This window comes from Streptomyces sp. NPDC005791 (genome assembly GCF_042871485.1).
Classification (GTDB): domain Bacteria; phylum Actinomycetota; class Actinomycetes; order Streptomycetales; family Streptomycetaceae; genus Streptomyces.
On sequence record NZ_JBIAIP010000001.1, the window covers coordinates 476,497 to 490,120 of the forward strand.

Here is a 13,624-nt window from a genome sequence, read left to right on the forward strand (position 1 = left end):
TGATCTAGACGAAGGAGCGCGGCACGGTGAGCGAGACCAGCGCGGAGGACGTGGTGGCGACGGCGGCCGTCGCGGCGGCCGGCTGGCGCCGGGCGGGCTTCGCCGGGGCGGCGATAGGCGTCCTCGCCGCGGGCGCGGCGGCAGGCGTCGCCGTGGAGCGGCTGACCGTGGGCCGGGGCATGCGCAAGAAGGCGCGCCTCGCCCTGGACGCCTCCGGACCGTACGGATCGCTGCGCGGCCTGCCCGGCCGGGCGGTCGCGGACGACGGCACCGAGCTGTACTACGAGGTCGACGAGATCGAACCGGACAGCGCCGCGAGCCGGGTGGCCGGCGGCCCCGGGGCGCGTACGCCGGACGCCTCCGGGCCCCGTCGGCGCAGGCTCTTCGGCAGCAAGGACCCCGCGCCCCTGACCGTCGTCTTCAGCCACGGCTACTGCCTCGGCCAGGACTCCTGGCACTTCCAGCGGGCGGCGCTGCGCGGCCTGGTCCGCACGGTCCACTGGGACCAGCGCAGCCACGGCCGGTCCGAGCGGGGCAGGGCGCAGGCCGAGGGCGTACCGGTCGGCATCGACCAGCTCGGCCGCGACCTCAGGGCGGTCATCGACGCGGCGGCGCCCGAGGGCCCGCTGGTGCTGGTCGGGCACTCCATGGGCGGCATGACGATGATGGCGCTCGCCGACCGGTATCCGGAGCTGATCCGCGACCGGGTGGCGGCGGTCGCGTTCGTCGGGACGTCGAGCGGCAAGCTCGGCGAGGTGAACTTCGGGCTTCCGGTGGCCGGCGTGAACGCGGTGCGCCGGGTGCTGCCCGGGGTGCTCAAGGCGCTCGGCTCGCAGACGGAGCTGGTCGAGCGCGGGCGGCGGGCGACCGCCGACCTGTTCGCGGGGCTCATCAAACGCTATTCGTTCGGATCGCGGGACGTGGACCCGGCCGTCGCGCGGTTCGCGGAGCGGCTCATCGAGTCGACCCCGATCGACGTGGTCGCGGAGTTCTATCCGGCGTTCACCGAGCACGACAAGAGCGCGGCCCTGCCTGTCTTCCGTGAACTCCCGGTGCTGATCCTGGCCGGCGACAAGGACCTCGTGACGCCCAGTTCGCACAGCGAGGCCATCGCTGACGAACTTCCGGACGCGGAACTGGTCATCGTGCCGGACGCCGGTCATCTGGTGATGCTGGAGCACCCGGAGACGGTGACCGACCGGCTCGCGGACCTGCTGGTGCGGATCGGAGCGGTTCCGGCCGGGACGCGCTGATCCTCTACCGTTGGTCGGCATGGAAGCAGCGCACAACGGCCCGGCGCGCGGCACCGCCGCACCGGGCACCGTCACCCTGGACGTCGCCGTCGAGTCCCCCGAGGAGATGAAGGAACTGGGCCGCCGGATCGCCGGTGTACTGGCCCCCGGCGACCTGGTGATGCTCACCGGCGAACTCGGGGCGGGCAAGACGACCCTGACCCGCGGTCTCGGCGAAGGCCTCGGCGTACGCGGTGCCGTCACCTCGCCGACCTTCGTGATCGCCCGGGTCCATCCGCCGCTGGGCGAGGGCCCGGCCCTGGTACACGTCGACGCGTACCGCCTGGGCGGCGGCCTGGACGAGATGGAGGACCTGGACCTCGACGTGTCGCTGCCGGAGTCGGTGGTCGTCGTGGAGTGGGGCGACGGCAAGGTCGAGGAGCTGTCGGATGACCGGCTGCAGGTCGTCATCGACCGTGCGGTCGGTGACACGGACGACGAGCGCCGCACGGTGACGCTGGTCGGGATCGGCGCCCGCTGGGCGGGGCTGGGCGCGGAGCTGGCGGGGGCCTGAAGCCGCTTCCACGGAGGGGCCGTGAGCCGTGCGACGGCGGCTGAGTAGGGTTGGGCCCGGCCGGCGCGAACACGGGGGACGGACGCATGGAACACCTGCGGGGGGACGATCCTGTCCGGATCGGTCCCTACACCGTCCTGGGACGCTTCGACTCCGGAAGCCACCCGGGTGCCCTCCCGGAATCCCGGTACATCGCGCGGAGCGCCGACGGCGACCGTACCGTCCTCGTCTGTCTGCCGGGCGCCGGTGCGGATCCCGCCCGGTGGGCGGTCGAGGCACGGCACGCCCGCGACCTGTCCGTCCCTGGTCTCCTCCCGGTGGACGAGGTGGGGGGCACGACGACGGCTCCCTGGTACGCGGCGCCCTACGTCGTGGCGCTCCCGCTCCCCGACGCGCTCGTCGCCCACGGAGGGCCGCTCCCCGAGCCGTTCGTGCGCGCCCTGGGGGCGTCGTTGGTCTCGTCGCTGGGAGCCGCGCACGCCCAGGGTGTGGTGCATGCCGGAGCGACCCCGTCCGCCGTCCTGGTCACTCCGGTCGGCATCCGGCTGACGGGCTTCGGCACGGTGCGTTCCGCCGGGGCCGACGGGGAGTACCGCGGGAACATCCCGGGCCTCGACCACGGCAGCCTGCCGCCGGAGCAGGTGACGGGCGGCCGGCCGCGTCCGCTGGGAGACGTCCACGGGATCGGAGCCGTGCTCTCGTACGCGAGCACCGGTCACACCGTTCCCGAACGTGACGAGATACCCGAAGGGCTGCGCGCCGTGATCACGGCGTGCCTCGCCCGGGACCCCGCACACCGCCCGGCGGTGGCGGAGCTGGAGGCCGTGTTCGCCACGGGCAACGGTCGTGGACACGGCGTGGCGGGCGGTCCGCAGGCCACCGTGCTCGACGCGCCCTTCGCCACCGCTCTTCCCCCGCGGGTGGCCGTGGCCCTCGCCCGGGTGGCGGCCGCCGTCCTCGCGGCGGAGCCCTCCGGGCCCGTGCACCTCCGGGGAAACCGTCCGCCGCTCGTACACGACACCCGGGACTGACGGCCATGTTCTCCCCGCTCACCCATGACGACCCGTTCCGATGCGGCGGTTACCGCCCGGTGGCCCGCCTCGGGGGCGGAGGCATGGGCACGGTCTACCTGGCCCGTTCGCAGGACGGCCGGACCGTGGCCCTCAAGACGATGCACGCCCGCCTGGCCGCGGACCCCGTGTTCCGCAGCCGCTTCCGCCTGGAGACCGACGCGGCGCGGATCATGGGCCCGGTCCACGGGGCCCGGGTCCACGACGCCGACCCCTCGGCCGAGGTGCCGTGGCTGGCCACCGAGTACGTGCTGGGGCCCGGTCTCGACGAGGCGGTCTCCGCACACGGAGCCCTCCCGGAACCCGCCGTACGGGCCCTCGGAGCCCTGTTGTGCGCGGCACTGGCACAGCTCCACCACTCGGACGTCGTCCACCGCGACCTCAAGCCGTCCAACATCATGCTCACCGTCGACGGGCCCAAGGTCATCGACTTCGGCATCGCCCGCGCCGACGGCGACGACCGCCTCACGCGTACCGGTGCCGCCGCGGGCACCCCCGCCTTCATGTCCCCGGAACAGGCGTCCGGCCACGAGCACACCACGGCCGGTGACGTGTTCGCTCTCGCCGCGGTCCTCACCTACGCGGCCACGGGCCACGGGCCCTTCGGGACCGGGCAGCCCGCCGACCTCCTCTACCGGGTCCGCTACGCGGAACCCGACCTCACCGGTGTGTCTCCGGCGCTGCTCCCGATCCTGGTCAGGGCCCTCGACAAGACCCCGGAGGTCCGGCCCACCGCCACCGATCTCGCGGCCTGGCTCGAGGCCCCGGAAGGAGACTTCTCGGACCACCTGCCCGCAGCCCTTCTCGGAGACATCGCCCGGCGCGCCTCGGCGGTCTTCGCCGTGATGCCCCGCCGGGCAGCGCCGCACGGCGTGGAGGCCCTGCCGGACACGGCCGTGCGGACCGCCGTCAGGCCGTCGTCCCGGCGCGGTTTCCTGGCCGTGGGCGGCGTGTCCCTGCTGACTCTGGCGGCGACCGGGACGTGGGCGAGGCACAGCCGGGAGAGTCCCGGCCAGGGCGGCACCACCGTCCCGAAGCCTGCCGCGTCGGACATGCTCTGGCAGGTCCGGTCCGACTACGGGATCGACCCCGTCGTGCCGCCGGCTCCGCTGATGCTGGAGGACCGCGTCCTCGTGGCGGCGAGCGCCAGCATGATGCAGGCCCTCGACCCCCGTACGGGCCGGTCCCTCTGGGCGGAGGGAGACGTGTCCTTCCACCGCCGGACCGTCACGGACGGCCGGCGGGTGTACATCGCCGACTACGCCCTGGACGACGACGCCCCGCTGCTCGTCCGCACCCTCGACACGGCGACGGGAGCCGCCGGTGCGACGGTCGCCCGCCTCACGAACCTGCGGGGACGCCTGAACGAGACCCAACTGCTCTGCGCCACGGAGGCCGTCGTCCACGGGGTGGGCGGCGAAGGACGCCACTCGACCGAGGGGTTCCGCAAGGACCAGTCCTGGTTCCTCTTCGCGGTCGACAGCCGTACGGGCGGCACGCTCTGGACCCACCGGCTCCCCGCCAGGCCGGACGGGTCCGAGCGGTTCCACTTCCTGTCCGGCCGGGTCGAGGGCGACCACCTCGTCCTCGTCCAGCAGGCGCAGGACGGCGGACTGAGCCTCACCGTCCGGAACGCCGGGACCGGCGCACTGCTCTGGGAGGCCCCGCTCGACGGGAGCGGACCGGCCCTGGACCGCGCCCGGACCGCCGTCGACGCACAGCACGTGTACCTCGCCTCGGACGGCCTCGTCGCACGGCGTCTGGCGGACGGCGCCGTGGCCTGGCGGCATGAAGCGGACCGCCCGGGAGCCGTCCACGGCCCGCCGGCGGTCAAGGACGGCGTCGTCTACACGGTGGAGAAGGGCCGGGGCATCCTCGCGGTCCGGGCGGACAGCGGCGAGGCCGTCTGGGCGCAGACGGACCGGACGGACGCGGAGGCCGACGCACCGCCCACGGTGGGCACCGCCTACGTGTACAGCGCGTCCGCCGCCGGCCTCGCCGCCGCCGACCTCCGCACCGGCGCGGCGGCCAAGCCGTTCGAGGCTCCCCGCGCCCGGTACTTCGTCCACGGACCGACCGAGCGGCTCATCGCACTGGGCGAGGCCTACACCGCCGGATACCCGCTCCTCTGACCGCCGCCGGACGCCCGCTCCTCCGGCTGCCGCCGCACACCCACTCCTCCGACCGCACGGGAAGCCCACGGACCATGAAACCCCTGAGCACCGGAGACCCGATCCGACTCGGCCCCTACCGCATCCTCGGAGTCCTCGGCGAAGGCGGCATGGGCAAGGTGTACGTCGGCCGGGACGGCGGAGGGACCGTCGCCGCGGTGAAGGTGCTGCACCCCCACCTCGCCCACGACCCCGATCTCGCCCGGCGCTTCGTCCGCGAGGCGCAGATGGCGCAGGCGGTCGGCAGCGAGGGCGTGGCCGAGGTCATCGACAGCAGGACCGAGGGCGGACGGCCCTGGATCGCGACGGAGTTCCTGGTCGGGCCGACCCTCGACGAGGCGGTCGCCGCCCACGGCCCGCTCGGCGAACCGGCCGTACGCGCCCTCGCCGTGGCCATGGCGCGCGGACTGCGCGACATCCACGCAGCCGGCCTCGTGCACCGCGACGTGAAGCCCGGCAACATCGTGCTCACCGCCACCGGCCCGAGGATCATCGACTTCGGCATCGCACGCCCCGAGCACGGCCTCACGCTCACCGTGACCGGCCAGGTCCCGGTGACGCCCGGGTACGGAGCGCCCGAGCAGGTGCTCGGGCACCGCGTGGGGCCGGCCGCCGACGTCTTCTCCCTCGGTGCCGTCCTCGTGTACGCGGCGAGCGGACGACGCGCGTACGACGGCGCGCACGCCGCCGCCGTCCAGTACGACGTCGTCCACGGCGAGCCGCGCCTGGACGGGGTGCCGGACGCGCTCCGGTACCTCATCGCCCCGTGCCTCGCCAAGGACCCCGCGCTGCGCCCCACCACGGACGCGATCGCCACGGCCTTCGATCCACCGCGCGGCGCGGACCGTGTCTGGCGGCACGGCCCCCTCGCGAAGGACGTCTCGGCACGCCGGCGCAGTCTCCATGAGCTCACCACGGCGGTGGACGTGGGTCCGGGCCGTTCGGTGCCGCGGCGGAGGCTGCTGACCGCGCTCGTCGTCGGCGGGGGGATCGCCGCCGCGGGCGGGGGGACGGCCCTGTGGCTGAACGGCCGTGGTGATCCGGACCCCTTCAGCATCCCCCCGGCCGTGAAGACACCGACGGCACCGGTCCTGTCCGCGGAGAAGGGTGACTACGTCTTCGGCGTGGCGCCCGAGCCCCTGTGGCGCCGGACCTCGGTGTTCGGCGACGACAGTCCCGCACCCCTGCCGGTGCGCGACGTCGTCGTGGTCGGCGCTCCTGACGGGGGCATCGCGGCACGTGCCGTCGTCGACGGGAAGCTCCGCTGGTCGGCGCCCGGCACCGAGTCCGTACGCCGGTACGTGTCGCTGTCCGACGAGCTGGTGGCCGCGGCGGACGGCGACGGCGTCCTGCGCACGTTCGTGGCGTCGACGGGCGAACCCAGGTGGACCGCCGCCGCTGACGCCTCCTGGGTCCTCGCGGCGGACGACGAAGCGGTGTACGTGGTCACGGACGACGGACGGCTGCGGAGTGTCGGCCGGGCGGACGGCGAGGTGCGCTGGTCCGTCGACGCCGGAGCCGGTCTCGGCGCGAAACCCGGTCCCCGCGCGGTCACGGCGGCCGGGCGTCTGATCGTCGCCGCAGCGGGCGGGACGGTCGTCGCGGTCCGGACCGACGACGGCGGCGCGGCGTGGGAACTGCGCGACCAGGCCGAGGGGCGGCCCGGGCTCGCGGCCACCGAGGACACCGTCTTCGTGACCGGGGAGCACCTGCGGGCCGTGCACGCCCGCGACGGTGCGGAGCGCTGGGTCTCGGCGAATCCCGAGGCGTCGGAGGTCACGCCGTACTGGGGCCCTCCCACGGTGCACGGTACGCATGTGTACGCGGCCTACCTGGGCTATCCCCAGCGCCTGAGCACCAAGGACGGGGCGCCGACCGACTGGGTCCACGCCGGCCTGCTCCAGTGCCATGCGCCGAGCCCGCTCGTCGTCCAGGGGGACGGCTTCTGGTCGGTCGCCGTGAACGACACGGAGGGCGGGATCAACGTGATCGATCTGGCCGACGACCGGGAACCGTGGGTGTTCCGCCTCATCGAGAACCCCGATCGCTACTGGCTGACCGCCGACGCCAACCGCGTCTTCGTCGTGGACGGTGACGCGCTGACCGCCCTGCCGGTGTTCTGAGGGACCGCTCGGGCTGCCATGCCGACAGGGCGTCGGCAAAATGTTGCGCCAGGGGTGCCCGGCGTGGTCACATGGAGTACAGGGAGTGGTTAGGTCTACCTAACCACGTCTCTCGTCGAGCCCGAGGAGGCATCCATGCCGGCACCCGAGCGTGAAGTGCAGCCGCAGTCGTCGCAGGCGGAGCCACCGTCGGTGTCCGCGGTGTCGATGAAGGACCTGTTGGCCTCCTGCGCGGCCGCGACGGCGGTGTCGACGCCGCCCCGGGACGAGCACGCCGATGAGGACGACACCGAGGACGCACAGCACGAAGTCGGGCGCGACGCGGCCTGACCCCCGGCCCGGCCGCCGGGCACGGCGTACCTACGGGACGACGACGACCTTCACGCCGACCGTGGCGAAGGTCCACAACGCGTTGCCGTCGGCCCGCTTCATCCGCACGCCCCCGGTCCGGGTCGTGGGGTCGGGGCTCTTCATCGAGTTGTCCTGAGCGGCGCTGAAGCCCACGGACACGTCGTCGACGTTCGCGAAACGCACCACGTGTTCGATCATGACGCCGTCCGAGCCCTTGATGCTGCCGGAGCGCGAGGTCACCGCGTACACGCCGGGCGGCGGATTCACGGTGCTCGGCATGACGGTGAACGTCCGGAGAGCCTTCTCCTTGTCGTCCACGACCCACACCCGGCGGTCCCCGAGCGCGTACACGACGCGGGCTCCCGTGTCGGAGTCCGCAGGGATCGCGAGCGGATCCTTCGTGGGCTTCGGCTTCGGCTCCGGCTTCGCGGAGGGGGAGACGGAAGCCCTGGAGGCCTCCGCGGAGGGGGCGGCGACCGAGTCGGGCGCGTTCGCCGACGCCTGGTAGGCGAGGAAACAGACCGCGGCCACCGCCGCGGCAGTGAGCCCGGCCACGATTCCCGAGCTGCCCCTTGCCACCGTGAGGTCCCCTTTGCATGCCGTCCGGTGCATGTCGTACAAGCATTTATGTCGTACACGCGTATACCCGGCGACGGTACCAGCAGCGGAAGGGCGGACCGGGACGCTGCACGGGCGGCCCTGGCCGAGTCGGTGGAGCCGTAGGCTGTTTGTGTGCTGCTGCTCGCCATGGATACCGCCACCCCCGCCGTCACCGTCGCCCTTCACGACGGGACCTCCGTCGTCGCCGAGACCGGCCAGGTCGACGCCCGGAGGCACGGGGAGCTGTTGCTGCCCGCCGTCGACCGGGTCCTCGCCGAGGCCGGGGTGAAGCTCGACGCCGTGACCGACGTGGCCGTCGGGGTGGGCCCCGGCCCGTACACCGGGTTGCGCGTCGGCCTGGTCACCGCGGCGACCTTCGGCTCCGCCCTCTCCGTGCCGGTGCACGGCGTGTGCACGCTGGACGCCCTCGCTCACGCCGCCGGCCGGGACGGCCTCGAAGGACCGTTCGCCGTCGCGACCGACGCGCGCCGCAAGGAGGTCTACTGGGCGCGGTACGAGGACTCCCGCACCCGGGACGGTGAACCCGCCGTCGACAGGCCCGCCGACATCGCCCGGCGGCTCGTCGGACTGCCCGTCGTCGGCGCGGGCGCGCTGCTCTACCCCGAGGCATTCCCGGACGCCCGGGGGCCGGAGCACGTCTCCGCCGCCGCGCTCGCCGCCCTGGCCGCCGCACGACTGGCCGCCGGCGAGGCCCTGCTGCCGCCGCAGCCGCTCTATCTGCGCAGGCCCGACGCCCAGGTCCCGAAGAACTACAAGGTGGTCACCCCCAAGTGACCACCGCGACCGCTGTGCTCCGCGAGATGCGCTGGTGGGACATCGCGCCGGTGCTGGAGCTGGAACACGAGCTGTTCCCCGAGGACGCCTGGTCGGCCGGCATGTTCTGGTCCGAACTGGCCCGCGCCCGCGGGCCCCGGGCCACCCACCGCTACGTCGTCGCCGAGGACCCCGCGGACGGCCGGATCGTCGGCTACGGGGGCCTCGCCTCGGCGGGTGACCTCGCCGACGTCCAGACGATCGCGGTCAGCCGCGACCAGTGGGGCAGCGGCCTCGGCTCCGAACTCCTGACCGACCTGCTCCGGCACGCCACCGCCTTCGAGTGCGCGGCCGTGCTCCTGGAGGTCCGTGTCGACAACACCCGCGCGCAGAAGCTCTACGAACGCTTCGGTTTCGAACCCATCGGCTTCCGCCGGGGCTACTACCAGCCGGGCAACATCGACGCACTCGTCATGCGCCTGACCGTACAAGGAACAGAGACAGACTGATGGCTGACGAACCGCTCGTACTCGGTATCGAGACCTCCTGCGACGAGACCGGCGTCGGCATCGTGCGGGGGACGACGCTCCTCGCCGACGCCGTCGCGTCCAGTGTCGACACACACGCACGCTTCGGCGGTGTCGTCCCGGAGATCGCCTCCCGGGCCCACCTGGAGTCGATGGTCCCCACCATCGAGCGGGCCCTGAAGGACGCCGGGATCAGCGCCCGTGACCTCGACGGCATCGCGGTCACGGCCGGTCCCGGGCTCGCCGGGGCGCTGCTCGTCGGCGTATCGGCCGCCAAGGCGTACGCGTACGCCCTGAACAAGCCGCTGTACGGGGTGAACCACCTCGCCTCGCACATCTGCGTGGACCAGCTGGAGCACGGCCCGCTGCCCGAGCCGACGATGGCCCTGCTGGTGAGCGGTGGTCACTCCTCGCTGCTACTGGCCCCGGACATCACGAACGACGTACGGCCGCTGGGCGCGACCATCGACGACGCGGCGGGCGAGGCGTTCGACAAGATCGCCAGGGTGCTGGACCTCGGCTTCCCCGGCGGCCCGGTCATCGACCGGCTGGCGAAGGAGGGCGACCCGAAGGCGATCGCGTTCCCGCGCGGGCTGAGCGGCTCACGCGATCCCGCGTACGACTTCTCCTTCTCCGGCCTCAAGACGTCCGTGGCGCGCTGGATCGAGGCGAAGCGCGCGGCAGGGGAGGACGTTCCCGTACGGGACGTGGCGGCGTCCTTCCAGGAGGCCGTGGTGGACGTCCTCACCCGCAAGGCCGTCCGGGCCTGCAAGGACGAGGGCGTCGACCACCTGATGATCGGCGGCGGCGTCGCGGCCAACTCGCGGCTGCGGGCGCTCGCCGAGGAGCGGTGCGCGAAGGCGGGCATCCGGCTTCGGGTGCCGAGGCCGGGACTGTGCACGGACAACGGGGCCATGGTCGCCGCGCTCGGTGCGGAGATGGTGGCGCGCAACCGCCCGGTCTCCGATCTGGACCTCTCGGCGGACTCCTCGCTGCCGGTGACCGAGACCCATGTGCCGGGTGCTCATGCGCACGGCCACGACCATGTGCACGAGATCAGCAAGGACAACCTCTACTCATGACGGTCACCCTGATGTGGGAGGCCCGTGCCGCCGAAGGCCGGGGGACGGAACTGCTGGAGTGGGCCCGGTCCCGGACGGCCGAGCTGGCCCGGGAGCCACTGCGCAGCGAGCTGCTGCGCGCCCCGCAGGACCGGGTGCTGGTGCTGACCTGGTGGGAGGCGGAATTCGACGAGCTGCCGGAGCTGCCCGAGCTGCCGGAGCCGGAGGACGGGCTGATCAGCCGGCCGGTGCACCGGTGGCGCTTCGAATCCCTGGGTCCGGCGGACGGCTGAGCGGGGTCCGTGCCGCGCCGGTTGCGATGAGTTTCCGGCGCGCGGGAGGTCTACCTTTCACAGCGTCCTGAGACGCACCGGAACGTGTGAGGAGAGAGACCATGCAGAAGATCAGGCCCTGTCTCTGGTTCGACCACCAGGCCCAGGAGGCCGCCGAGTTCTACGTCTCGGTCTTCGGCGGTGATTCCCGCATCGTGGACACCACCCGCTGGACCGAGGGGTCGCCGAACGCGGGCTCGGTGCTGACCGTCGACTTCCGGCTCGAGGGCCAGGAGTACATCGCTCTCAACGGAGGCCCTGAGTTCACGTTCTCCGAGGCCGTCTCCCTCTCCGTCGACTGCGGGTCGCAGGAAGAGGTGGACCGGCTCTGGGGCGCCCTCACCGAGGGGGGCGAGGAGAGCGTGTGCGGGTGGCTCAAGGACAGGTACGGCATGTCCTGGCAGATCGTCCCGCGGGTGCTGCCCGAGCTGCTCGCCGGTCCCGACACCGCCCGGGCCGACCGGGTGATGAAGGCGATGATGGGCATGCGGAAGCTGGACGTCAGAGCCCTCCAGGAAGCCTGAGCGGGATTTGCGGCCGCGTGGCGCACGCCGTGCGCGGGCGGGGGAACGGGCGCACCCTGGAAGCAGGAATCCCGGGAGGTGACCGACATGATGGAGACCACCGTCGGATGGCACATCGAGCTGGAATTCGAGGAGGACACCCACCGGACCCGCGCGGCCGCGATGGTGCGGCTGAGTGACGGGACCGAGGTGCGGGCCCACGGGTACGCCAGCCGCCATCCCTCCGACGCGGAGCAGCCGAGGGTCGGCGAGGAGATCGCCGGCGCCCGGGCCCTCAACGAGCTGGCGATGAAGCTGCTCACCAAGGCGCACGACGAGATCGACGAGGCGTCCGGCCGGACGTCGTACCCGCTGACCTGATCCCACGGACCGTACGACCGCCGGAGGGCGGCGCACTCGGTAATGTCTGGGTCATGACCGGTCGTTCACCGCTCCCGCCGCCGCCTCCGCCCGTGGAGATACGTACGTGGCCCGACCGCGACGCCCTGTTGAGGGACCGGGCGCTGATCCTCGGTGAGCTGGTGCGGATGTTCATCGGCCCCGCGAGGCTCGGAGTGCTGTGGGTGTGGGGCGGGCTGGCCGCGCTCGGCTGGTCCCTGGTGGGATCGGCGTTCCTGATGTTCGAGGACGCCTACGACGCGCTCGGCGTCGTCCCGGGTGTCATCTGCCTCGCCGTCGGCGCCGCCGTGCTGATCCCGGCGGCCGTCCTCATGGTCGTCGGCGTCGCCAGGGACCTGCGGGTCCACCGCCTCCTCGTGGAGTGGGGCGGACTGGACCGCGACCCGTCGGGGGACGTGCCCCTGCGCCGACCGCGGGCGAGCCTGGCCTGGCTGCTGACGTCGTTCACGCTCTGCGCGGTGGGCCTGTTCGGCTGCGTGGCCGTCCCGGCGACCGCCCGGGCGGGCCAGGAGACGTACGGCATGGTGGCCTGGCTGATGGGGCTCGGCTTCCTCGCCTGGGTGACCGGGCTGACCGGCCTCGTCAAGGCGTTCGCCCACCGGCGCTGGGTGCTGCGGGTGCTCGTCGGGGCGCCGGCGGACCCGCTGATCACGGTGGAGGGCTGATCAGGTCCGCTGCACCGGCTGCCCGATCAGCATCGTCGGGGCCCCGGCCACCCGGGTCAGGAAGACGGTGGCGGCGTGCGGTCCCCGCAGCTTCATCTTCCGCCGCAGCTCCTCCGGTTCGACCGCCGATCCGCGCTTCTTGACGGTCAGCACACCGACCTGACGCTCCCTCAGCAGTGCCTTCAGCTTCTTCATGTTGAACGGCAGCTCATCGGTGATCTCGTACGACGCCGTGGCGTCCGACGCGTACGGCGCGTCGCTCGTGACGTACGCGATCGTCTCGTCGACCAGCCTGCCCTCGCAGCGCTCCACGACGCGGGCCACCAGATGCGCGCGGATCACGGCGCCGTCCGGCTCGTGGAGATACCGGCCGACGGGACCGACCGGCGGGGCGGGGAGCGGGCCGTCGGAGACGAGGGTGGTGCGGGACGGGAGCAGCGTGGCCCGGAAGGCGCCGGGGGTGAATCCTTCGCCGAACCAGAGCACGGCTTCCTTCACATCGCCGCCGTCCGAGATCCACTCGGCCTCGGCCCGCGGATCGATCGCCTCGTGGGGGACGCCGGGTGCGATCTTCAGGGCGGCCCGGGGGGCCTTCAGGGCGGCCTCGGTCGCCCAGGAGAGCGGCGGTGAGTAGGCCTCGGGGTCGAAGATCCTGCCCCGTCCGCCGCGTCGTGCCGGGTCGACGAAGACCGCGTCGTACGGCGCCGTGTCGATCTCCGTGACGTCGGCACACCGCACCTCGACGAGGTCCTGGAGGCCGAGCGCCTCGGCGTTGGCGCGGGCGACCCGGGCGGTGAGCGCATCACGGTCCACGGCCAGGACCGAGATGCCCGCCCGGGCCAGGGCGATGGCGTCGCCGCCGATGCCGCAGCACAGGTCGGCCACGCTGCGCACCCCGAGCTCCGCGAACCGCCCGGCGCGGTAGCCGGCGACGGAGGTGCGGGTCGCCTGTTCCACGCCGTCGGGGGTGAAGAACATGCGGTACGCGTCCGCCGCCCCGAACTTCGGGACCGCGCGCTGTCGCAGTCGCGCCTGGCCGAGCGCCGCCGACACGAGGGCGGCGGGGTGCATGCGGCGTAGCCGGGTCGCGGTCGCCAGCTCCCTGGCGGGGTCGTGGTCGCGCAACTCGTCCAGGAGGGCCGCGCCCTCCGGGGTGCGCAGGGCGGCGAAGGCGGTGAGCGGGTCGGCCTGATCGGCGGGGGGGAGGGCGTTCACGTGTCC

Annotated in this window: 15 protein-coding genes; 13 read left to right on the forward strand and 2 right to left on the reverse strand. The window is 73.3% G+C overall.

Annotated elements, in window-relative coordinates; translation table 11 throughout:
* Window positions 1–26: 26 nt before the first annotated feature.
* The 6 genes from ACFYSH_RS02430 (at window position 27) to ACFYSH_RS02455 (ending at window position 7,500) form a co-directional block, all read left to right on the forward strand.
* A complete protein-coding gene (locus ACFYSH_RS02430; RefSeq protein WP_359469572.1) occupies window positions 27–1,253 on the forward strand; it encodes an alpha/beta hydrolase in 1,227 nt (408 codons plus the stop codon).
* 19 nt (window positions 1,254–1,272) lie between these two features.
* The gene (tsaE, locus tag ACFYSH_RS02435) at window positions 1,273–1,806 is read left to right on the forward strand and encodes a tRNA (adenosine(37)-N6)-threonylcarbamoyltransferase complex ATPase subunit type 1 TsaE (RefSeq protein ID WP_388750436.1); all 534 of its coding nucleotides are present in this window, start codon (window positions 1,273–1,275) and stop codon (window positions 1,804–1,806) included.
* Window positions 1,807–1,892: 86 nt separating this feature from the next.
* Window positions 1,893–2,837: a serine/threonine protein kinase gene (locus tag ACFYSH_RS02440; protein WP_388750439.1), complete on the forward strand. Its 945-nt coding sequence runs from the start codon at window positions 1,893–1,895 to the stop codon at window positions 2,835–2,837.
* Window positions 2,838–2,842: 5 nt separating this feature from the next.
* Window positions 2,843–5,008: a PQQ-binding-like beta-propeller repeat protein gene (locus ACFYSH_RS02445; protein WP_388750442.1), complete on the forward strand. Its 2,166-nt coding sequence runs from the start codon at window positions 2,843–2,845 to the stop codon at window positions 5,006–5,008.
* Between the two features lie 74 nt (window positions 5,009–5,082).
* Window positions 5,083–7,170 carry a PQQ-binding-like beta-propeller repeat protein gene (locus tag ACFYSH_RS02450; RefSeq protein ID WP_388750445.1) on the forward strand — a complete coding sequence of 696 codons (2,088 nt, stop codon included), beginning with the start codon at window positions 5,083–5,085 and terminating at the stop codon, window positions 7,168–7,170.
* A 135-nt stretch (window positions 7,171–7,305) separates the two neighbouring features.
* Window positions 7,306–7,500 carry a hypothetical protein gene (locus ACFYSH_RS02455; protein ID WP_359469587.1) on the forward strand — a complete coding sequence of 65 codons (195 nt, stop codon included), beginning with the start codon at window positions 7,306–7,308 and terminating at the stop codon, window positions 7,498–7,500.
* A 30-nt stretch (window positions 7,501–7,530) separates the two neighbouring features.
* On the opposite strand, the gene ACFYSH_RS02460 is transcribed toward ACFYSH_RS02455, so the two are convergent.
* A complete protein-coding gene (locus ACFYSH_RS02460; protein ID WP_388750448.1) occupies window positions 7,531–8,133 on the reverse strand; it encodes a hypothetical protein in 603 nt (200 codons plus the stop codon).
* 135 nt (window positions 8,134–8,268) lie between these two features.
* On the opposite strand from ACFYSH_RS02460, the gene tsaB reads away from it, so the two are divergent.
* The 7 genes from tsaB (at window position 8,269) to ACFYSH_RS02495 (ending at window position 12,403) form a co-directional block, all read left to right on the forward strand.
* A complete protein-coding gene (gene tsaB, locus ACFYSH_RS02465) occupies window positions 8,269–8,916 on the forward strand; it encodes a tRNA (adenosine(37)-N6)-threonylcarbamoyltransferase complex dimerization subunit type 1 TsaB (protein ID WP_388750840.1) in 648 nt (215 codons plus the stop codon).
* A complete protein-coding gene (rimI, locus tag ACFYSH_RS02470; protein ID WP_359469593.1) occupies window positions 8,913–9,404 on the forward strand; it encodes a ribosomal protein S18-alanine N-acetyltransferase in 492 nt (163 codons plus the stop codon). The genes tsaB and rimI overlap by 4 nt, the downstream gene beginning before the upstream one ends.
* Entirely contained in the window at window positions 9,404–10,504 is a 1,101-nt protein-coding gene (gene tsaD / locus ACFYSH_RS02475; protein WP_359469594.1) for a tRNA (adenosine(37)-N6)-threonylcarbamoyltransferase complex transferase subunit TsaD, read from the forward strand. The genes rimI and tsaD overlap by 1 nt, the downstream gene beginning before the upstream one ends.
* The gene (locus ACFYSH_RS02480) at window positions 10,501–10,776 is read left to right on the forward strand and encodes a hypothetical protein (protein WP_359469597.1); all 276 of its coding nucleotides are present in this window, start codon (window positions 10,501–10,503) and stop codon (window positions 10,774–10,776) included. Before tsaD ends, ACFYSH_RS02480 begins: the two co-directional genes overlap by 4 nt.
* 101 nt (window positions 10,777–10,877) lie before the next feature.
* Window positions 10,878–11,339 (forward strand): VOC family protein, encoded by a 462-nt coding sequence (locus tag ACFYSH_RS02485; RefSeq protein WP_359469600.1) that lies wholly within the window; start codon window positions 10,878–10,880, stop codon window positions 11,337–11,339.
* Between the two features lie 87 nt (window positions 11,340–11,426).
* Window positions 11,427–11,699 (forward strand): DUF1876 domain-containing protein, encoded by a 273-nt coding sequence (locus ACFYSH_RS02490; protein WP_104791830.1) that lies wholly within the window; start codon window positions 11,427–11,429, stop codon window positions 11,697–11,699.
* Window positions 11,700–11,752: 53 nt separating this feature from the next.
* Window positions 11,753–12,403 (forward strand): hypothetical protein, encoded by a 651-nt coding sequence (locus tag ACFYSH_RS02495; protein WP_359469603.1) that lies wholly within the window; start codon window positions 11,753–11,755, stop codon window positions 12,401–12,403.
* Here ACFYSH_RS02495 and ACFYSH_RS02500 read toward each other — a convergent pair whose 3' ends face one another.
* Window positions 12,404–13,618 (reverse strand): methyltransferase domain-containing protein, encoded by a 1,215-nt coding sequence (locus ACFYSH_RS02500; RefSeq protein ID WP_388750454.1) that lies wholly within the window; start codon window positions 13,616–13,618, stop codon window positions 12,404–12,406.
* Window positions 13,619–13,624 lie beyond the last annotated feature (6 nt).

Excerpts from the sequence above, each read along its gene's own strand:
- ACFYSH_RS02460 (WP_388750448.1), bottom strand. The coding sequence starts at position 8,133 with ATGCACCGGACGGCATGCAAAGGGGACCTCACGGTGGCAAGGGGCAGC.
- tsaE (WP_388750436.1), top strand. The coding sequence starts at position 1,273 with ATGGAAGCAGCGCACAACGGCCCGGCGCGCGGCACCGCCGCACCGGGC.
- ACFYSH_RS02440 (WP_388750439.1), top strand. The coding sequence starts at position 1,893 with ATGGAACACCTGCGGGGGGACGATCCTGTCCGGATCGGTCCCTACACC.
- ACFYSH_RS02480 (WP_359469597.1), top strand. The coding sequence starts at position 10,501 with ATGACGGTCACCCTGATGTGGGAGGCCCGTGCCGCCGAAGGCCGGGGG.
- ACFYSH_RS02485 (WP_359469600.1), top strand. The coding sequence starts at position 10,878 with ATGCAGAAGATCAGGCCCTGTCTCTGGTTCGACCACCAGGCCCAGGAG.
- ACFYSH_RS02450 (WP_388750445.1), top strand. The coding sequence starts at position 5,083 with ATGAAACCCCTGAGCACCGGAGACCCGATCCGACTCGGCCCCTACCGC.
- ACFYSH_RS02445 (WP_388750442.1), top strand. The coding sequence starts at position 2,843 with ATGTTCTCCCCGCTCACCCATGACGACCCGTTCCGATGCGGCGGTTAC.
- ACFYSH_RS02455 (WP_359469587.1), top strand. The coding sequence starts at position 7,306 with ATGCCGGCACCCGAGCGTGAAGTGCAGCCGCAGTCGTCGCAGGCGGAG.
- tsaD (WP_359469594.1), top strand. The coding sequence starts at position 9,404 with ATGGCTGACGAACCGCTCGTACTCGGTATCGAGACCTCCTGCGACGAG.
- ACFYSH_RS02490 (WP_104791830.1), top strand. The coding sequence starts at position 11,427 with ATGATGGAGACCACCGTCGGATGGCACATCGAGCTGGAATTCGAGGAG.
- tsaB (WP_388750840.1), top strand. The coding sequence starts at position 8,269 with ATGGATACCGCCACCCCCGCCGTCACCGTCGCCCTTCACGACGGGACC.
- ACFYSH_RS02495 (WP_359469603.1), top strand. The coding sequence starts at position 11,753 with ATGACCGGTCGTTCACCGCTCCCGCCGCCGCCTCCGCCCGTGGAGATA.